This window comes from Pelagimonas varians (genome assembly GCF_003208435.1).
In the GTDB taxonomy this organism is placed as follows: domain Bacteria; phylum Pseudomonadota; class Alphaproteobacteria; order Rhodobacterales; family Rhodobacteraceae; genus Pelagimonas; species Pelagimonas varians.
Genome location: NZ_QKMF01000018.1, coordinates 1 through 19,434, shown reverse-complemented (window position 1 = coordinate 19,434; position 19,434 = coordinate 1). Strand labels below are relative to the sequence as shown.

At 54.5% G+C, this 19,434-nt stretch carries 20 protein-coding genes; 4 read left to right on the top strand and 16 right to left on the bottom strand.

The window, feature by feature from the left end; all coding sequences use genetic code 11:
• Together C8N36_RS19055 and C8N36_RS19050 are read right to left on the bottom strand one after the other, a co-directional pair.
• Positions 1 to 444 carry a MaoC family dehydratase gene (locus C8N36_RS19055; RefSeq protein ID WP_097803504.1) on the bottom strand — a complete coding sequence of 148 codons (444 nt, stop codon included), beginning with the start codon at positions 442 to 444 and terminating at the stop codon, positions 1 to 3.
• Positions 441 to 2,057, bottom strand: a complete 1,617-nt coding sequence (locus C8N36_RS19050) for a long-chain-fatty-acid--CoA ligase (protein ID WP_370739137.1) — start codon at positions 2,055 to 2,057, stop codon at positions 441 to 443. The genes C8N36_RS19055 and C8N36_RS19050 overlap by 4 nt, the downstream gene beginning before the upstream one ends.
• Before the next feature lie 129 nt (positions 2,058 to 2,186).
• Here C8N36_RS19050 and C8N36_RS19045 point away from each other — a divergent pair, with 129 nt between their 5' ends.
• Positions 2,187 to 3,200: an NADP-dependent oxidoreductase gene (locus tag C8N36_RS19045; protein WP_097803505.1), complete on the top strand. Its 1,014-nt coding sequence runs from the start codon at positions 2,187 to 2,189 to the stop codon at positions 3,198 to 3,200.
• Here C8N36_RS19045 and C8N36_RS19040 read toward each other — a convergent pair.
• The 6 genes from C8N36_RS19040 to C8N36_RS19020 all read right to left on the bottom strand — a co-directional run bounded on the left by C8N36_RS19040 (position 3,195) and on the right by C8N36_RS19020 (position 9,527).
• Entirely contained in the window at positions 3,195 to 4,733 is a 1,539-nt protein-coding gene (locus C8N36_RS19040; RefSeq protein WP_097803506.1) for an ATP-dependent DNA helicase, read from the bottom strand. The genes C8N36_RS19045 and C8N36_RS19040 overlap by 6 nt on opposite strands.
• Positions 4,734 to 4,865: 132 nt before the next feature.
• The gene (locus C8N36_RS19035) at positions 4,866 to 5,531 is read right to left on the bottom strand and encodes an acyl-homoserine-lactone synthase (RefSeq protein ID WP_097803507.1); all 666 of its coding nucleotides are present in this window, start codon (positions 5,529 to 5,531) and stop codon (positions 4,866 to 4,868) included.
• Between the two features lie 106 nt (positions 5,532 to 5,637).
• Entirely contained in the window at positions 5,638 to 6,366 is a 729-nt protein-coding gene (locus C8N36_RS19030; RefSeq protein WP_170125924.1) for a helix-turn-helix transcriptional regulator, read from the bottom strand.
• Positions 6,305 to 6,511 (bottom strand): hypothetical protein, encoded by a 207-nt coding sequence (locus C8N36_RS23995; RefSeq protein ID WP_141467970.1) that lies wholly within the window; start codon positions 6,509 to 6,511, stop codon positions 6,305 to 6,307. The genes C8N36_RS19030 and C8N36_RS23995 overlap by 62 nt, the downstream gene beginning before the upstream one ends.
• 212 nt (positions 6,512 to 6,723) lie before the next feature.
• Positions 6,724 to 8,010, bottom strand: a complete 1,287-nt coding sequence (gene ccrA / locus C8N36_RS19025; protein WP_097803509.1) for a crotonyl-CoA carboxylase/reductase — start codon at positions 8,008 to 8,010, stop codon at positions 6,724 to 6,726.
• A 173-nt stretch (positions 8,011 to 8,183) separates the two neighbouring features.
• Positions 8,184 to 9,527 (bottom strand): 1-acyl-sn-glycerol-3-phosphate acyltransferase, encoded by a 1,344-nt coding sequence (locus C8N36_RS19020; protein WP_097803510.1) that lies wholly within the window; start codon positions 9,525 to 9,527, stop codon positions 8,184 to 8,186.
• A 248-nt stretch (positions 9,528 to 9,775) separates the two neighbouring features.
• Between C8N36_RS19020 and C8N36_RS19015 the strand changes: the two genes are divergently transcribed.
• The 3 genes from C8N36_RS19015 (at position 9,776) to deoD (ending at position 12,934) form a co-directional block, all read left to right on the top strand.
• On the top strand, positions 9,776 to 11,746 hold the full coding sequence (locus C8N36_RS19015) for a protein meaA (protein WP_097803511.1): 1,971 nt from the start codon (positions 9,776 to 9,778) through the stop codon (positions 11,744 to 11,746).
• Positions 11,747 to 11,913: 167 nt separating this feature from the next.
• Positions 11,914 to 12,222 (top strand): H-NS histone family protein, encoded by a 309-nt coding sequence (locus C8N36_RS19010; protein ID WP_097803512.1) that lies wholly within the window; start codon positions 11,914 to 11,916, stop codon positions 12,220 to 12,222.
• A gap of 1 nt (position 12,223) precedes the next feature.
• Positions 12,224 to 12,934: a purine-nucleoside phosphorylase gene (deoD, locus tag C8N36_RS19005; protein WP_097803513.1), complete on the top strand. Its 711-nt coding sequence runs from the start codon at positions 12,224 to 12,226 to the stop codon at positions 12,932 to 12,934.
• A gap of 37 nt (positions 12,935 to 12,971) precedes the next feature.
• Here the strand turns inward: deoD and C8N36_RS19000 are convergent, their stop codons facing one another.
• The 8 genes from C8N36_RS19000 to sdhC all read right to left on the bottom strand — a co-directional run bounded on the left by C8N36_RS19000 (position 12,972) and on the right by sdhC (position 18,621).
• Positions 12,972 to 13,817: an urea carboxylase-associated family protein gene (locus tag C8N36_RS19000; RefSeq protein WP_097803514.1), complete on the bottom strand. Its 846-nt coding sequence runs from the start codon at positions 13,815 to 13,817 to the stop codon at positions 12,972 to 12,974.
• Between the two features lie 333 nt (positions 13,818 to 14,150).
• Positions 14,151 to 14,282 (bottom strand): hypothetical protein, encoded by a 132-nt coding sequence (locus C8N36_RS24700; RefSeq protein WP_255253602.1) that lies wholly within the window; start codon positions 14,280 to 14,282, stop codon positions 14,151 to 14,153.
• Between the two features lie 224 nt (positions 14,283 to 14,506).
• On the bottom strand, positions 14,507 to 15,289 hold the full coding sequence (locus C8N36_RS18990; protein WP_097803515.1) for a succinate dehydrogenase iron-sulfur subunit: 783 nt from the start codon (positions 15,287 to 15,289) through the stop codon (positions 14,507 to 14,509).
• 9 nt (positions 15,290 to 15,298) lie between these two features.
• Positions 15,299 to 15,613 carry a hypothetical protein gene (locus tag C8N36_RS18985; protein WP_097803516.1) on the bottom strand — a complete coding sequence of 105 codons (315 nt, stop codon included), beginning with the start codon at positions 15,611 to 15,613 and terminating at the stop codon, positions 15,299 to 15,301.
• Complete coding sequence (locus C8N36_RS18980; protein WP_097803517.1) at positions 15,604 to 16,041, bottom strand: hypothetical protein; 438 nt, start codon at positions 16,039 to 16,041, stop codon at positions 15,604 to 15,606. Before C8N36_RS18980 ends, C8N36_RS18985 begins: the two co-directional genes overlap by 10 nt.
• On the bottom strand, positions 16,041 to 17,843 hold the full coding sequence (gene sdhA / locus C8N36_RS18975) for a succinate dehydrogenase flavoprotein subunit (protein WP_097803518.1): 1,803 nt from the start codon (positions 17,841 to 17,843) through the stop codon (positions 16,041 to 16,043). The genes C8N36_RS18980 and sdhA overlap by 1 nt, the downstream gene beginning before the upstream one ends.
• A gap of 12 nt (positions 17,844 to 17,855) precedes the next feature.
• On the bottom strand, positions 17,856 to 18,227 hold the full coding sequence (sdhD, locus tag C8N36_RS18970) for a succinate dehydrogenase, hydrophobic membrane anchor protein (RefSeq protein WP_097803519.1): 372 nt from the start codon (positions 18,225 to 18,227) through the stop codon (positions 17,856 to 17,858).
• Between the two features lie 10 nt (positions 18,228 to 18,237).
• A complete protein-coding gene (gene sdhC / locus C8N36_RS18965) occupies positions 18,238 to 18,621 on the bottom strand; it encodes a succinate dehydrogenase, cytochrome b556 subunit (RefSeq protein ID WP_097803795.1) in 384 nt (127 codons plus the stop codon).
• Between the last annotated feature and the right edge of the window lie 813 nt (positions 18,622 to 19,434).

The following is a 19,434-nucleotide window of genomic DNA, read 5'->3' as shown; positions in this document are numbered from 1 at the left end:
TTATGTCTCCAATTCCAGACGGGTAATCCACTGCGCCGCCAAAGCCGGGCGAGCGCTGTCTTCTATTTCAATGGTGACGTCCCAGTGAACGCCAAGCCAGCCATCACCTTCGTCAACGGAAGCCACGGCAAAACGTCCACGTACCCGCGCACCAACCCGTACCGGCGACACAAAGCGAATGCGATCAAAGCCGTAGTTAATACTGGCCCGCAGGCCGGGGAACTTTGGCATAATCTGATAGGACATCATCGACAGCAGGGAGAGCGTCAAAAACCCATGGGCAATTGCGCCGCCAAACGGCGTTTCAGCCGCAGCGCGCGCGTCATCCAGGTGAATGAACTGCCAATCTTCGGTTGAATCGGCAAAGGCTTTGACCTTTGCCGCATCCAACAACACCCAGTCCGACAGTTGTTCGGGCAAGGCCCGCAGATCGTCAACGATCATCCGGCGGCATCAGGCAACACATGGTCGCCATAGGTTTTGCGCAAGGTCAGCTTGGACACTTTGCCTGTTGCCGTCAGTGGCAAAGCCTCTGCAAAAACCATGTCATCTGGCAATTGCCAACGCGCCACATGCTCCAACATCATGTCATGCAATTCTGACAGCACAGGCGGATCTGCAGGATCAGCCGGAACAACCACCAACAAAGGGCGTTCTTCCCATTTCGGATGCGCAATGGCGATCACAGCGCAATTGGAGACCTTGGGGTGCCCCAACGCGATATTTTCCAGATCGATAGAACTGATCCATTCGCCGCCGGATTTGATCAGATCCTTGGACCGATCCTGCAGGCTTAGGAACCCTTGTTTGTCGATGTGGGCAACGTCGCCAGTGCCAAACCATCCTTCGGCATCCATGGCGGCGGCCGAGGCTTCTTCGTTGTTGAAATAGCCCGATACAACCGCATTGCCGCGAACAAACAGCTCCCCTACGGCTTCGCCATCATGCGGAAGACGTTTGCCCTCCTCATCGACGATCTTCAGATCGACGCCGAATACACGACGCCCCTGCTTGCTCTTGTAGTCGATCTGAACATCTTTGGGCAGATCTTGCATCGATTTGGAGACCTGCGCTTGTGTGCCAAGCGGGCTCATCTCGGTCATGCCCCATGCATGGCAGACATCGATACCTTTGCCTTCGAAAAACTCAATCATTTCACGCGCGGCGGCCGATCCCCCGACGACCAGCTGTGTCAAACTAGCTGGAACCGCATCCCGCGCTGCCATTTCCGCGCGCAGGCCCATCCAGACAGTTGGGACACCCCAGCTGGCGGTCACAAGCTCATTCTCCATCAGGTCAAACAGCGAAGCCCCATCCAGATGCGGCCCCGGCATGATCAGAGACGCCCCAGTGAGCGGTGCCGAGTATGGCAACCCCCAAGAATTAACGTGGAACATCGGCACCACAGGAAGAATCCGCGCCCCTTCGTTCAAGGATTTCGGTACTGAAACCGCCGACATCAAGGCATGTAAAACAGTCGAGCGGTGCGAATATAGTGCCCCTTTGGGATGGCCGGTGGTGCCCGACGTGTAGCACAAACCCGACGCCTCATTTTCATCGATCAGAGGCCAGTCATAGCGAAGAGGTTGCCCGTCCAACAGTTCCTCATAGCACAACAGGTCTAGCTTGCTCTCGGGCATATGAGCCCGATCAGTCATCGCTACGAACTTGAGGCCCGACGGCAGTTGATCTGCCAGCGCTTCTAGAATTGGCACAAATGTCAGATCGGTAAACAGGATCTGATCCTCGGCATGGCCGATGATATAGAGCATCTGTTCCGCCGACAGGCGCGGGTTGATGGTATGGCACACCGCCCCCATGCCCGATATCGCGTAATACAGTTCGAAATGACGGTACCCGTTCCAAGCCAGCGTCGCAACGCGGTCACCATCGCCGATCCCAAGCCCCTTTAGACCATGAGCCAATTGCGCACTGCGCTCAAAGGCCTGAACATAGGTTTCGCGATGAATATCGCCTTCGACACGCGCCGAAACGACTTCTCCATCCGGGTGAACTTCGCTCGCGTATTGAAGGATATCAATAATACGTAGCGGCATTTGCATCATCTTGCCTTGCATCCAGCCCTCCCCTGCCATCTGCTATCTCTTTAGACAGAGTGGCAAAATTGGGGTGCATCGCGCAACCTGTATTCCACGCAAACCACAAAAATGACGTAGGGGGACTTTATGTCCGATATGCAAAGCATCACATTGGCACGGCGCCCAAGCGGCGCACCGGTTCCGCAGGATTTCGCGCTGACCACAGGACCGATCCCGCAGCCCAGCCAAGGTGAGATCGTAGTCGAGGTCAGCCATCTCTCACTCGATCCCTATATGCGTGGCCGCATGGACGACGTCAAAAGCTATGCGCCATCGGTTAATCTGGGGGAAACGATGACAGGCCAAGGGGTTGGCCGGGTGATTGCCTCAAACGCAGCCGGATTCGAGGTCGGAGATCTGGCGACCGGAATGACCGGCTGGGCCAGCCATGCAGCCCTCAAGGCAACCGAGGCCCGTAAGCTTGATACCAACCTCAAGCCGTCTTTGGCTTTGGGGGTCTTGGGTATGCCGGGCTTTACCGCATGGACCGGATTGCGCAAATATTGCCGGCCACAAGCAGGTGAAACACTGGTCATTGCCGCAGCAACTGGCCCCGTTGGGGCAATGGTCGGACAGTTGGCAAAGGCAGCTGGCCTGCGCACCATCGCCATCGCCGGCGGGGCAGAAAAATGCGCTATCGCAAAAGAACAGTTCGGGTTTGACGAGGCGCTTGATCATCGCGCCTATGAAGACGCAGGTGCGTTGCGCAATGCCCTGGCAGATGTCGCACCCGATGGCGTTGATATTTATTGGGAAAACGTCGCCGGTAAGGTGCTTGAGGCCGTCATGCCTTTGATGAATGTCGGTGGGCGCATTCCTGTGTGCGGCATGATTTCCTGGTACGGCGGAGCCGAGGAATCGCAAGACCGTTTGCCGAGTATGTGGCGCTCTATTCTCGTCAAGCGCCTACATGTGTCGGGCCTTATCATCTTTGACCACTGGGATGACTACCCGGCGTTCCTTGCAGAGGTCGCCCCGAAAGTTTTGTCAGGGGAAATAAAGTATTTAGAAGATGTTGCACAGGGGTTGGCAGCAGCCCCCGAAGCCTTCATTTCGATGCTTAAGGGCGGCAACACCGGCAAGCAAATCGTCGCGCTATAACCCGTCGAGCTCGCTTTGGGGCTCCAGTGCCAAGGGTGCTGGAGTTCCGCCCAAATCATCTACTCGCAAAACGCCGGTCGGTTTCGATAGACGGTTGCGTACAACCCAATACAGACGCTCTGACGCGCGGGTGATTGCAACATAGGCAAGGCGTTTCCAGAGGGGCTGTCCGGCCTCTGATCGCCCCATCCGCGCAGCCGCATACAGATCAGGCGCAAAGACCTGCACATCGCTCCATTGACTGCCCTGCGACTTGTGAATCGTGACCGCAGCCCCGTGCAAAAACGTTGCCCCCATCCGCGCGGCAAAAGGGATAAAGGGTTCTGCTTCCTCAGGTTTTTCGATCTTCACAATTGATGCCGCCGACACTTGCGGCTCAATCGCACCCATCACATGAAGACGTGAAAATCCGGGTTTGCGCCCTGGCCCAAGGTAAACAACCTGCGCGCCTTTGATCAGACCGCGCGCCTCAAGATCGAGACGCTTTTTACGATGCTTTAACGGCAGCTCAATGCCGTCGCAGATCAAGGGTTCACCGGGCAAAAGTTCAGTGTCGGGTGCGCCATGCACAGCCCTAAACGCATTGATTAGGCGAATTCGCGTCGCATTGCGCCATACCAAGACGGGCGAGCGGGCCATCAAATCGACTTCGACCCTTTGCGCATAGACCACGCGATCATCTTTGCGGGATGCCTCTTCGATCATGCGTTCGAAATCGTCAAAACTAAGCTGAGGATCAGCCAAAGCATGCGCCAGATCAAGAATCGGGTTGTCCGCCTGCTGGCGATGGATGCGGTGCAATTCCATCCTTTGATCAGCGGGCAGCTTCTCAAACACCATTTCGCCGGACTGATTGACCGGTGGCAGCTGCGCGGGATCCCCAAACAATAATAGATTCGGAAAGATCTCTTTGAGGTCTTCGAACTGCCGATCATCCAGCATCGAAGATTCGTCAACGAACCCAATGTCCAACGGTTCTTCGCGCCGTTTCCATCCGGTGATAAAGTCCGATCCCTTTAGACCCGCGGCAGCCAATGCAGCCGGAATCGATTTATGGAGATCATATGTGGCTTTGGCCCGATCCAAAGCTTCGATATGCAAACCTTCGATTTCGGGTTTTTCGTCGTTGCCCATCAACCATTCAGCGACCCGTTCATATTCGGGATCGTAAACCGGCGTGTACAAAATACGGTGAATTGTGGTGGCGGGCACGCCGCGCGTTCGCAAAACAAAGGCGGCTTTGTTGGTCGGAGCCAGCACCGCAAGCGAACGCTTTTCTTTGCGCCGCTTGGATTCAAAATCGCCAGAGACGATTTCAACGCCAGCTGCTTCCAAGGATTTCACCAATTCAGCCAAAAGCAGTGTCTTGCCACTGCCGGCCTTGCCCATAAGGGCCATCACCTGACTGGGGCCATCGCTGGCCGGAAGGCAAATTCCGTCGTCCAAATCCACTCCGGCATCGCGCAACATCTGCGCAACGCGGTCATGAGCAAGGGCTTGATCTTCGGAGAAAACAATAGCTGGCGCGGTCATGGACGCACCCTATCTGGACGCAAGCCCCGGTGCCAGTTGAAAGCGAGCCTGATTGCCGCAAGCGGTGGTTAAAGCGACGTGCAGAGATCCGGCCGCACGCCCTTTTGAGGGGCACTCGTTACTGTCGATCAACTAGGCCGCTTGGTCTGCAAAGGCCAAAAACGGGTTGGGCATGCTGTCCATGCGGGCCGGAGTGCCAAAAGACAGTTCAAACCAACGCTTGGATAGCTCTGGGGTAACACCAGCCGCTTTGGCAACGGCCGCTTGGGTTTCTTCGGTAAACTCCCAAATCGCCACGCTAATTGCCTCGCGGCCCTCACCTTCGGTGCCCAACACCTCTGGAGTCGATCCGATCCGACGGAACACACGCACCATATGGGCGAAGATAACTCCGACAAAATGGTCAACGCCGAATTCTTTCATCACCTCGCCGCCCGCAAGCATCAAGGCCGCTGCAACACCGGGGCGAGCCCCTTTTGCAAGGCAAAACCGTGTGCATTCCCAGATCAAAGGGCTTTCGATACGAACGCCGTCAGTCAGGTTCAAAAAGTGGTCGTTGACCATGGTCTTGCCTACGGTTGGCATCAGACGCAAAGAGCCACCATGGCTGCCATCAGCGTTTTCCCAGATTATATAAAGGGGGTTTTCTCGGTCATATTCATCACGCTCGAAACCGTCCTGATCCACGGTGACATCCCAGTCATGGCGGGTCTTGAACTGCATGGCGCGGTCTTGAAACATGGTGCGCGCCAGTTTCGGGAAATTGTGAAGATCTTCAGCGTAAATGTAACGGATCATGGTGTAGCCCCTCGTGAACTTGATGGGACTACTTTGGGATTTCCCGGTTAACGGGACACAAACCAACCGCGCGCCGTGGTAAACGAAAAATTACCAGCGCGTCAGATCATATGACAATCAGCCCGCGGTTTAAGGCCCGCGCGACTGCATGTGTTGTATTCAAGGCGCCCAGTTTATGACGGGCGCTTTCAACGTAAACCCGAAGCGTATGCTCCGATATGGACAGTTGATCCGCAGCTTGCGCCCTGCTCAATCCGGTTGCCAGTAGTGTCATTGCCTCAATCTCACGTGGGGACAAGGATTGAGAAGATTCTGGCGTTCTGCCCGGCTGAAATTCCAAGGCTTTTTGGTTAAAGCTATGCGAAATCAAGATCAGATCGCGGCGGTTTTTGTCTGTAAACGTTTGCCAGTCCTCGTCGTTGCAATTGTGGCTTAACGTAAAGTGGGCGAATTGACCGTTGGGGCCCCGTATCGGGATAGAATAGCCCTGATTGCCAACTCCGTGCTCGATAGCGTCTTGCATGAAGGCGCGTGCGGCTTTGCTTGACCAGTCGAAGCGTTTCCAATCAACGGGGTGGAAGCGTTGAAAACACCCAACAATTACCGGATCAACCCTTAGATACCCCTTTTGGACATATCGGTTGACCCATTCCAAGTCGTACGTACCACACCCGTATTGATCGCCTTTGCTATTTACCCAATGGTAAATCATATGATCGACACCAAAGCTGTCGCGCAGCTCTTCGATCACATTTTGAAGGTCTTCTAATCCCTCAGCGGATTCCAATCGTTCGATCAGAGCTTCCAGCCGTGGCACCTTGTCCAAAAATCCCAACCCCGTTTTCCTCGGCGAGAGACGCAAGCTCGGCCTGAGCAACAAATGTTGCATCATCCAGTTGCGCGGCGAGGGATGGCATTCCATTGGCACGCGCAAATGTTTTCAGGTCGGTCAGTACGTCGAGTATCCAATCTTGTCCCATATCCGTTTTCCCTTATAGCAGGTTAATGATCCATTAAATCAACCCTAGCATGACCTCATCACGGTTAATATTCACGGAATCCTACTCCCCAGAAACTGCGAGGGGGCGTTTCGCCAAGTGATTGTTTTAAATTTGCGCACTCAGCACAGCAAAACGCCCGCGACCCAAATGGGTGATTCGCGGGCGTTTCAGAACTGTCGAAGGAAGTGTGCTTAGCTGCGGGCTTCCAGTGCGTCTTCCAAAGTACGCAATCCGGTTGTGGGTGCCTGTACAAGAACGGACATATTGCCGGGCTTGTGCTCGTTGCGCAGCATCTTCATATGGGCTTCTGGAATTTCAGCCCAAGGGAAGACTTCGGACATGCAGGGGTCAAGGCGACGCTCGCACATCAGACGGTTGGCAGATGCGGCCTGCTTCAGGTTCGCAAAGTGCGAGCCCTGCAAACGCTTCTGGTGCATCCACATGTAACGCACGTCAAAGGTCGTGTTGAAACCGGATGTACCGGCGCAGATCACAACCATGCCACCCTTTTTCACGATCAAAGTGGACACAGGGAAGGTTGCCTCGCCCGGGTGTTCGAACACCATGTCGACGCTCACACCTTTACCAGTGATTTCCCAGATCGCTTTGCCGAACTTGCGGGCTTCTTTAAGCCACGCGTTATACTCGGGGCTATTCACCGTGGGCAGCTGACCCCAGCAATCAAAGTCTTTGCGGTTGATAACACCCTTGGCACCTTGGCTCAGAACAAAATCGCGCTTGCTCTCGTCTGAAATGACGCCAATTGCGTTAGCGCCGGCTGTGTTCGCCAGCTGGATCGCATAGGATCCCAATCCGCCCGACGCGCCCCAAACCAGAACGTTCTGACCTGGCTTAAGTTCGTGTGGGTGGTGACCGAAGAGCATGCGATAGGCTGTGGCCAGTGTCAGCGTATAGCAGGCGCTTTCTTCCCACGTCAGATGCTTGGGGCGCGGCATCAACTGCTGTGCTTGAACCCGTGTGAACTGAGAAAACGATCCGTCGCCGGTTTCATAGCCCCAAATCCGCTGAGTGGGCGAAAACATGGGGTCGCCGCCGTTGCACTCTTCGTCGTCGCCGTCGTCTTGGTTACAGTGAACCACAACTTCGTCGCCAACTTTCCAGTTCTTTACTTTGTCGCCAACAGCCCAAACGATACCGGAACAGTCGGAACCAGCGATGTGAAAGTCCTGCTTATGCACGTCAAACGGGCTGATTGGCTGACCAAGACCGGCCCAAACACCATTATAGTTTACACCGGCCGCCATAACGAGAACCAACACTTCGTGGCTGTCTACAACCCAAGTGTCGACCACTTCTTGCTGGAAAGACTGAAGGGGTTCACCATGGCGGTCACGGCGGATGGCCCAAGCATACATTTTCTTGGGAACATAACCCATCGGGGGCATTTCCCCAATTTCATACAGGTCTTTTTCGGGTGCGTCGTACTGGGCGATGCCGGTCTCTTGATCCAAAGCCATGATGGCCTCCTGTCGTCCAAAGGTTAACTACTTCCCCTCTGCAGTGCAGAATCGCGGGGCTTGACCTTGGAAATACCCAAGCCCGCGCAACAATGCAACCACAGCAACTGCATATTTTGTAATTTTATAACCGAGCAGATGCAGAATTCCCCTCGCAGACGCAGAAAACCCAATCAAAACAAATGCCGGATGGAGTTTGCATAAAATCTGACAACAGGTTCCGAACCGGGCGAAACCGAAACCACCCCGTCGTTTTCTTGAACCAGACCGCGCTCGACCAACGCACGCAGTCCAACTTCTACGGTATAGGACGGATCATCGCGCGGAACATAAACATGGGCTTTGTCCAATTTGCGGGCTGCGGCGTCAAACGAGGCTTGCAAGGTTGGTATACTGTGGGCACCTTCCAGCAACACATACGCCACCAACGGGACTGGCAACACCGGAACAACTGCCGAGACGCGCGCCATCAGCGTATCAGCCAGATCCTGCGGATTTGCCAAAAGCTCTGCGTTCTCCCGCAAGGACACCGGATCACCGAACCCAACGGCAGCATAGCCAAACCGATGGAATCGCCCCGTCAGGCGCAGCCAAACCTGCTTGGACAGCGCGGCCATGACCGTCGATATCTTGGCGTTAAAACGGCGTCCCTCGCCCTGCTCCGCCTCTATCAAAATGCGGTCTTCCAGAACACGATCATAGTTTAGGCCAACAGGAATGAAGATGACATCGCGCTCGTTCAGATCCACCGCCCCCGTCATATAACTCAGCAGGCCCAATCGCGCGGGTGCCAACGCCCCATCCAGACTAAGCCCTCCTTCAGGAAAGATCGCCTGGGTCACGCCCCCGCGTGTCGCCATTCCTACATATTGCCTTAATACTTTGCGATACAGGCCATCACGCGACTTTCGCCGGATGAAATAAGCCCCCATTGACCGGATCAATTGCGACAAAGGCCAAACCTGCGCCCATTCCCCCACCGCGTATGATAAGGCCGATCTGTTGGCGACCAAGTGGGTTACCAAAACATAATCCATGTTTGACCGGTGATTCATCACAAAGACCACCGTCGCTTCGGGATCTATAGTGGCAAGTGTTGCCGGATCATGACGCCCCACCCGGACCCGGTACAATGCGTTGGACAAGATCCGCGCGCCGCGCACCCCCCAACCAAAATAAGCGAACGCTGAAAAGGAGGGCACAATTTCACCCGCATATGTGCGGGCGCGCTGGAAAACCACATCTTCGCGATCCCCTGTTTCGCGGGCGTTTTCAACAATCGCCCGTGTCACTTCAGGATCGTAGACCAGCCTCTGAATCAAGTCGTAGCGGCGCAAAAGGCGAAAAGGTTCGATCGGCCTTTGCAACCTTTTGTTCAGACGATTGACAGCCCGCTGCATCCGCCGTCGAAAGAACCACCTCACCGACGGGAACAAAAAATGCGAGGCAAAGGTGACCGCCGCAAAAAGCAGGATCAACAAAAACAACCAAAGCGGCAGGGTTACGGGCGTCGTCATAGGCATGAGCGTGACAGGCCACCGACGCGCAATCAAGTTCACAAACCGGAGCGCCGCATCGCAGAATCGCTGCTTTTGCGGGAATTGCGGCCTGTTGCGTCAGAATACCCACTGCCAGCCCTGCAAAAACACGATTATTCTGCACCTGCACAGCTGCGTTGCAGCGAATTGACGCGACATAATATTTCGCGTATCCATCGCTGAACGCAAGAAGATTGCATGATTGATTCAAGCCACCGGAGGCCCCGATGACCGAGACCGAAACACAGCGCGACCGCCCATGGCTTATCCGCACCTATGCTGGCCACTCCACGGCCGAGGCATCCAACGCCCTGTACCGCAACAACTTGGCCAAAGGGCAAACTGGACTTTCGGTAGCCTTCGACCTACCGACCCAAACCGGATATGATAGCGACCATATTCTGGCACGGGGCGAAGTCGGCAAGGTTGGCGTTCCGGTCTGTCATCTGGGTGACATGCGAACCTTGTTCGCGGATATTCCGCTTGAGCAAATGAACACCTCAATGACGATCAACGCCACGGCTCCATGGCTTTTGTCGCTTTACATCGCCGCCGCCGAAGAACAAGGCGCAGATGTCTCCAAGCTTCAGGGCACCGTTCAAAACGACCTTATTAAAGAATACTTGTCGCGCGGCACCTATATCTGCCCGCCCAAGCCCAGTCTCAAGATGATCGGCGATGTAGCAGAGTATTGCTATAAACATGTGCCTAAATGGAACCCGATGAACGTGTGTTCCTATCACTTGCAAGAAGCGGGTGCGACGCCGGAGCAAGAGTTGTCGTTCGCCCTTGCCACTGCAATTGCCGTGCTGGACGAATTGAAACCCCGGGTTGCCGAAGAAGATTTCCCTGCTCTTTGCGGACGTATTTCGTTTTTCGTCAATGCGGGTATCCGGTTTGTCACTGAAATGTGCAAAATGCGGGCCTTCGTCGATCTTTGGGACGAAATCCTGTTGACGCGATACGGCGTCGAAAACCCTAAATTCCGACGGTTCCGGTATGGCGTGCAGGTAAACTCGCTTGGGCTTACCGAACAACAACCCGAAAACAACGTATATCGAATTTTGATCGAAATGCTTGCGGTCACCCTTTCGAAAAACGCGCGCGCTCGTGCAGTGCAATTGCCTGCTTGGAACGAAGCATTGGGCCTTCCGCGCCCTTGGGATCAGCAATGGTCGATGCGTATGCAACAAATTCTGGCCTATGAAACCGATCTTTTGGAATACGAAGACCTTTTCGAAGGAAATCCGGCTGTGGACCGGAAAGTCGAAGCGCTCAAGGATGGTGCGCGAGCCGAGCTTGCCAATATTGATTCAATGAGCGGAGCGATTGGGTCAATCGACTATATGAAAGGCCGTTTGGTTGAATCCAATGCGGACCGCCTGAGCCGTATTGAACGCAATGAAACAATTGTGGTTGGCGTCAACAAATGGACTGAGGGCGAGCCCTCTCCATTGGTTGGCGAAGACGGCGGCATCATGGTCGTCGATCCAGCAGTTGAGCAAGAACAGATTTCCCGCCTTGCCGAGTGGCGATCCGCCCGAGACAACGATGCTGTCCAAAGCGCCTTGGCCACTTTGCGTGCAGCTTCGGTGGCCGGCGAAAACATTATGCCTGCTTCAATCGCATGCGCCAAAGTCGGCGTCACCACGGGTGAATGGGCGTCGCAAATGCGCGCTGTGCATGGAGAATACCGCGGCCCAACAGGCGTTTCCCAATCTGTCAGCAACAAAACCGAAGGCTTAGAAGACATCCGTTCAGCCGTCGATCTTGTCTCTGACAAATTGGGCAAGAGGCTGCGCTTTTTGGTCGGCAAACCCGGATTGGACGGCCATTCAAACGGAGCAGAACAAATTGCCTTCCGCGCCCGCGACTGCGGAATGGAAATCGACTACGAAGGTATTCGCCTGACACCTGAGCAAATTGTCGAAGCCGCCCGCGAGGGCGTTCATGTGGTTGGCCTTTCAATCCTATCGGGAAGCCACATTCCACTGGTCGAAGACGTTATGAAACGCATGCAAGACGCGGACCTTGGGCACATTCCAGTGACCGTTGGCGGGATTATTCCCGACGAAGACGCCGAACGTTTGCGTGCGATGGGTGTCGCCCGTGTTTACACCCCGAAGGATTTCGAACTGAATACCATTATGCGCGATATCGTTTCATTGGTTGACCCAGAAAAGACTGCAGCAGAATAAGATCCTCCAGATCTGTCACCCATTCGAGTCACAGAATGAAAAGGCCGTTCATCACCTGATTGATCGGCCTTTTCCTTTTTGCGCCTGTTTTTCATTGACACAAATATCCATCTTGTCATTTTTTTAATAATTATTGACTTAGGTGCCCACAGAAATGGGAGAATAAAATGCAAATCAATCTGGAAAACATGTCGCGCGACGAGTTGACCAAATTGATTTCGGACGCCACCAAGGCGCTGAAATCAGTCGATATCCGCCGTAAAGCGGAAGCAAAACTGGCCGCTGAAAAAGCCGTCAAAGAATTTGGCTATTCATTGGACGAAATCCTGGCGACTGGCGGCAAGACCACAAAAGGTGCTCCTAAATATGCGAATCCAGACAATGCGTCCCAAACTTGGACAGGTCGTGGCCGCAAACCGAATTGGGTGATCGAAGCACTGAACTCCGGCAAAACCGTCGAAGATCTGGAAATCTAAAGTGACCGTTCATATCGGGGCTGAACAAGGCCAAATTGCAGAAACAGTGTTGCTACCCGGCGACCCTTATCGTGCCGAATGGGCAGCCAACAAGTTTCTCAGCGACGTTGTATGCGTGAACAAAGTCCGCGGTATGCTTGGCTTTACTGGCACGTGGCGCGGCAATCGGGTGACGATCCATGGGTCGGGCATGGGAATGCCGTCCCTGTCTATTTACGCCAATGAGCTGATCCGCGACTATAGAGCCAAAACGCTTATTCGTATTGGGTCTTGCGGCGGAATGCAGGATTCGGTGAAACTTCGCGATGTGATCATTGCGATGACAGCTTCGACCGTATCGACGCCGTCACGCGGTATTTTCAAAGAACTAAACTATGCTCCCTGCGCGGATTATAGCCTTCTTGAAACTGCAGTCGCTTCGGCAAAGTCGCGCGGTGTTTCTTATCATGTTGGCGGCATATACTCATCCGACGTTTTCTATGACGAACGTCCGGATCTGACCAATGAAATGGAGCGTCACGGCACCCTTGGTGTTGAGATGGAAGCCGCTGAGCTCTACATTCTCGCGGCGCGTTATGGCGTTCGAGCATTGGCGGTTTTGACCGTATCCGACCACTTGAAAACCGGCGAAGCGCTGCCATCAGCTGACCGTGAAACCTCTTTCGGGGACATGGTGGAAATCGCTTTGGAAGCAGCCTTTCCCAGCACATAGAACCCAAGGGTTAGGGCGGACTCCGCCCTTTCCCAACCTAAAGCCCGTGACTTTGATCGTATCCGTTCTTCGGCGGGCTCGACCACCCTTGCAGGTTCCCAGCTTCAGCAACAAGCACTTCGACTTTGAGCGGATAGCAGGCCGCCTCATCAGAGCTGTGTTCCGAAGAGCAGTCCCCGCCCGGGCAAGCGCTAAGAGCGCCCAGTATTGGTACTTCGGCAAAAAATGTCAGACTATCATCAGGGCGGACGGGACTGGACTTCATAAAATACTGGCCTGTGTCACGCGTAAATCCGGTGCACATAAAGACATTAAGCACATCATGCACATGCGACTCGGCTTCTTGCGCAGAGACACCTAAATGCGCTGCCAATGCCCGCGTTAGGTTAGAGTGGCAACAATGGTGATACTGCGACCCAGCCAATAGGTTGCCCGTATAGGGATCGCAGCGTGTGCCAATTACATCATGAACCGATCCCCCGAATTCATCGATCCCGTACCATTCAAGACTGTCTTGCACGATCGTTGCCAAGGGTCGCAAATGGGGAAAGGATGACCAAAGCCTCTCTCCGGTGGTCACATGGGTTCCGTGCAGCGCCCGGGTTTTACCGGAATAGAACCGCTCAGTTAGATCGTGAGCGTTCCAAAGATTTAGATCCCCAACTTGCGGGCCTTCAACACTGGTAATTCTGAAAAAACCACCAGCAGGAACTTCGAATGTACAGGCGTCTCTTGGCGCGGCAAAACGCGTATCAACCACTGTCGCCGCGCCCAAAACACGCTGAAAAAGCGCCATATCGGGTTTTGGCAGGCTAGAGTTTGGATAGCAAATTACCGGAGCAACGGCCCGGCGGGCATCTGCATCAGATGGGGCTGTGGTCATCACACTCTCCTGTTTTCTCCGGTAGGAAACGCTGACCATCGCCATTTGGCAAGCCTTTAGCCGCGCAAACAAGTTTTCGGCTGTGTTCCCTTGGGTCCAGTCGTCTGAGCACCACATTGCAAACACGTCCAAGTGCTTTCAATGTCCCCCCGCCGCTCTCTCCAACGGCAATCGCGGGTGCTGCGATTGGCACGCAACCCATACAGCACAATGCCGACGACAAAGAGTGGAAGCAGATACATGACGTCACCTTTATCGCGCTTCGCGGCTCCCCCACAACCGAAAGGCCGCACCAAATTGGCACGGCCCGTCGTTGCGTGAGTGGTATCGGGATCAAGCGGCTAGCGGAATGTCCTCATAGATAGGACTAGTCGAGACCAGACGCGGCTCTGGCGTATAATAAGCCCATGCTTGTTCAAGCGCTTCAAGCGCCTGCTGCGCCTTGGTTTTTTCCTGCTGTGCCATTGGGTTGCCTTTCAATAATTGGCATCTCTTCCCTGTCAATCAAGGTAGGGATCACACTGCCAGATTGCAGCAGACAATTTCACAAGGGGGCATTGCGATTTGCGCATATGAACCTGACTGATGCATCTTCCAGGTCGCTTTTGGGAGTTTCACACCCCGCCAAAACAAAGACCCCGAAACGCTCTCGCACTCCGGGGTCTTTGCATTTTCAATGTCGAAACGTCTTAGACGTGGCGTTCAATCATCATCTTTTTGATTTCCGCGATTGCCTTTGCCGGGTTCAACCCTTTGGGGCAAGTCTTGGCGCAGTTCATGATTGTGTGGCAGCGGTACAGCTTGAAAGGATCTTCAAGATCGTCCAAACGCTCTCCGGTTGCCTCATCGCGGCTGTCAATGATCCAGCGATAGGCATGCAGCAACGCGGCTGGGCCTAGGTAACGATCGCCGTTCCACCAATAGCTGGGGCACGAGGTCGAGCAGCAAGCACACATCACGCACTCGTACAAACCATCCAGCTTTTTGCGATCGTCAATTGACTGCTTCCACTCTTTGGCAGGGCGGTTGGTCTTGGTCTCCAGCCACGGCATGGTGCTGGCGTGCTGCGCATAAAAATGCGTCAGGTCAGGGATAAGATCCTTGACCACTGGCATATGCGGCAGCGGATAGATTTTGACCACGTCTTTTTGAACTTCGTCGAGGCCGTAGATACAGGCCAGCGTGTTGATCCCGTCGACGTTCATCGCACAGGACCCACAAATCCCTTCACGGCAGGACCGGCGGAAGGTCAGGGTCGGGTCAACGTCGTTCTTGATTTTGATCAGCGCGTCCAAAATCATCGGACCGCAGCTGTCCATGTCAATAAAGTAGGTATCAACCTGCGGGTTTTTACCATCATCCGGGTTCCAGCGATAAATCTGGAACTGACGAACATTGGTCGCCCCTTCGGGCTTGGGCCAAGTTTTACCCGTACGAATGGTCGAGTTCTTGGGGAGGGTCAGTTGGACCATGTCTCTCTCCTATCGAAGCAGCGCCGGCAGACCTTCGTCTGTCAGGCATGTGAGGGTCTCGGGCTTGGAGACGATCTGGGTTACAATTTCCACGGTGGATTGGGTTGGACCGGTCACAGCGTCAAGGGCCAACGCGCCAATTTGCGTTGAGTTGGCATTGTCGACGACGCAATTCACAGCCGGTTCCACTGGGATGCCAGGAAATTTATCCTGAATAACCGGGGTGATGGCGTTGCGCGCAGCTTCGCGCGCAACGGTGTCTTGTGCTTGTTGGGAACAGCCCGCCAAGATCAGCGCTATAGGGAGCAAACGGATCAACGACATATCTGTGTCCCTCCGTACAATACGGGTGCTGCAGCAGGGCAATACGCGGAGCGATATTGCTGACGAGGCACAGCTTGCGTTTCCAATTCGGCGCGATAGTCGATCGCCGTATTGGGCTGCGGTGCAACGCTGGCATGGCCGGAGTTGGACGATTGATTGGCAAGCAAGCGTTGCTGTGCGCAGCGATTGATTGCACGTGCATCACTGAGTGTCAGTCCGCCACCGTCGGCCGCGAATATCGACACACGCCCATCATTCAAATCAAGCCGTTGAGCGTTAAGAGGAGCTTGAATACCAAGTTCCTGATGACAAGCCCGGAGTGCTTCAAACTGCGTGTCAGCACTCAGGGACAGAATATAGTCCGCCCCCGGAGTGCTGGCACAACCTACCAGCCCAAAAATACACGCCGCGCTTGCCAATAAACGCATCAGAACGTCCGAGCTTTCGGAGCAATCGTCGCAACCGAGATGCCACCTTGTTCCTCAGTGGTCAGCGGATCTTTGACAACCGGACGATGTGACAGCTCGACCTTATTGCCATCAATGCGGCTGATGGTGTGAACACGCCAGTTTTCATCGTCACGCGTTGAGAAGTCCTCGTGCGCATGCGCGCCGCGGCTTTCTTTGCGGGCCTCGGCACCAACGATTGTCGCCAATGCGTTGGGCATCAGGTTGGTCAATTCCAATGTTTCCATCAGATCCGAGTTCCAAACCAAGGAGCGGTCAGTCACTTTGAGATCATCCAGCTTGCCAGCAATCTCGGTCATTGCAGTAACGCCTTCGGCCATTGTCTTGGCAGTGCGGAAAACCGCAGCGTCGCGCTGCATGGTCTTTTGCATATCAAGACGCAGGTCAGCAGTCGGGATCGCTCCCGTCGCGTTGCGCAGCCCATCAAAGCGGTCAAAGGCTTTGTCGATTTCTGCTTTTGGAGCGGTCGGAATAGCACTATCACGGTCAATCACTTGACCGGCGCGGATCGCAGAGGCACGACCAAAGACCACAAGGTCGATCAGCGAGTTCGAGCCAAGACGGTTCGCACCATGGACAGATGCACAGCCTGCTTCGCCCACAGCCATCAGGCCGGGAACAATCGCGTTGGCATCATCCGCAGTCGGGTTCAGCACTTCGCCCCAATAGTTGGTTGGAATGCCGCCCATGTTATAGTGAACAGTTGGGATTACCGGGATCGGCTCTTTGGTGACATCGACGCCAGCAAAAATTTTCGCAGATTCCGAAATGCCAGGCAGTCGCTCGGCCAGCGCTTCGGCAGGCAGGTGTGACAGGTTCAGGTGAATGTGATCACCTTCTGCGCCAACACCGCGGCCTTCACGGATTTCCATCGTCATCGAACGTGAAACATAATCACGCGGTGCGAGATCTTTGTAGGTCGGTGCGTAACGCTCCATGAAACGCTCGCCTTCGGAGTTGGTAAGATAACCGCCTTCGCCGCGTGCGCCTTCAGTGATCAGGCAGCCGGAACCATAGATGCCGGTTGGATGGAATTGCACAAATTCCATGTCCTGCATCGGTAGACCTGCACGTGCCACCATGCCGCCACCGTCGCCGGTGCAGGTATGGGCAGACGTCGCCGAGAAGTAGGCGCGGCCATAACCGCCGGTCGCGAGAACAACTGTCTTTGCGTTAAAGACGTGGAATGTTCCGTCGTCGAGTTTCCAGCACAGCACGCCTTTGCAAACACCGTCTTCCATCAGAAGATCAAGTGCGAAGTATTCAATGTAGAATTCCGCGTTGTTCTTTAGAGACTGGCCATAAAGCGTGTGCAAGATCGCGTGACCAGTCCGGTCAGCCGCCGCACATGTCCGTTGCACTGGGGGGCCTTCGCCGAATTCGGTGGTGTGACCGCCGAACGGGCGCTGGTAAATCTTGCCTTCTTCGGTGCGCGAGAATGGCACACCATAGTGCTCTAGCTCATAAACCGCTTTGGGCGCTTCACGGGCCAGATATTCCATCGCATCGGTATCACCAAGCCAATCAGACCCCTTAACAGTGTCATACATATGCCACTGCCAGTTATCCGGCCCCATGTTCGACAGCGAAGCAGCAATGCCGCCCTGCGCTGCAACAGTGTGCGAGCGGGTCGGGAACACTTTGGTCACGCAGGCGGTGCGCAGACCCTGCTCGGCCATGCCGAGCGTTGCGCGCAGACCCGCGCCGCCAGCACCAACCACCACGACATCATAGTCATGGGTTTCATATTCATATTCAGCCATGTCTTTGGTTCCTCACAGCGCGATCTTGGCCAGCGCGAACAAGCCAGTGCCCATCAGCGTATAGCTCAGGCAGATCGTAAAGATGATGGCAGCCTTGCGGGCTGACCCTTGCAAGTAATCCTCGATCATCATCTGCGCACCTTTGTTAAAGTGCTGCAGACCAACAACCAGAACCAAAGCGGTCAAAATCGCAGGAAACGGACGCGAGAAAGTAGCAAGCACTTCGTCGTGCGTGCTGCCCAGAGCGCTGCCAAAGTAAAAGATAAAGGTCGGGATAAGTATAGCGAGGCCGACAGACGTCACTTGCATAAACCAATGATGTTCGGTGCCTGTATGCGACGCGCCGCGCCCCACTGCCCGTTTACGATCAGTCAGAAAACCCATGTTAGCCTCCTCAGACCACGATAACGGTGAACAAAGCCAGCAAAACCGAAGCGATCACGATGATCCAGCCAAGGTTTTCAGCAGTCTTGATATCAAGACCTTTGCCAGCGTCGAAATACAGATGCCGCAGACCGGCAAGATAGTGGTACCAGATAGCCCATGCAGACAAAGTGAAGATCAGATCGCCGAACCATGAGGTGACGATGCCGTTCACGATGGCATAGTATTCTGGGGATGTCGCGGCAGCGAGCAACCACCAAACCCCAAGGATCACGGCAACGATCAAAGCGTTGCCCGTGACACGGGTGAGGATCGAGGTGATTGATGTCAGCTGCGGACGGTAAATTTGCAAGTGCGGCGAAAGCGGGCGGTTGCCTCGGTTCACGTCGGCCATGATGATGTCCTTTTCGTTCCCTTGCATCTGTTTTAATGTTTTTTACGGGCCTGTCACGCGCCAGCCCGCCGCAGAGGCGCGGTTTTTTGGCGCAATTGGTGAGTTTTTATTAATTTGTGATCACTGGCTCTGGTCGTGTGATCACATCTTAAGCGCTAACGGCGCTGCAGTGCGGCGGAATTAAATCCGAGTTTTTCTGTTGGGTAATAGAAGGGGATTCGCCAGACGGACTTGGCCAACTTGGCCCCGCTTGGCTTTGAACAAAGGCAACCGGCTTTTCGGTGCCGCTTCGCCAAATACCCATCAATTCACCAGAGAAAACGCCAATCTTTTGCCCCGCAGCGACGGTGCAAGTAACGATGTATGATGGGGTTCCAATTGACCGAGACAGAGTCATCTTGGAAGGCTCAATCGCTGCCAACGATAGGCATTCATACGTTAAGGCTCAAGAAATCGAGTTGGTATTGTTAGAGCAGGACCGGCGATAAATGCTGGCAGCATATACTTTCAATATGCCAGCCAGAAGCTGCACCTTTTCAGTTCTTGAGGCCTGCTGTTCCGGAATGCTGGACGGTAGCACAGTCCCACACTAACGTCGGCCAAGCCAAATACTCAGCTGCCCGATCAGGCGCCCCCAATGAACCGATTTCGCCCGCATTCTGGTGTGCGGCGAATATTTTGTGTGGATGGCTCTTGCATAGCAATACATTTTGATCAGGTTTCTGCATTTGTCAGAAGCAGCCATGTGTTCCAATTGTCCGTCAGGCGATTTGCAAAACAAATCTGCCGAGAGGGGCCTGTTTGTGCGGTTTT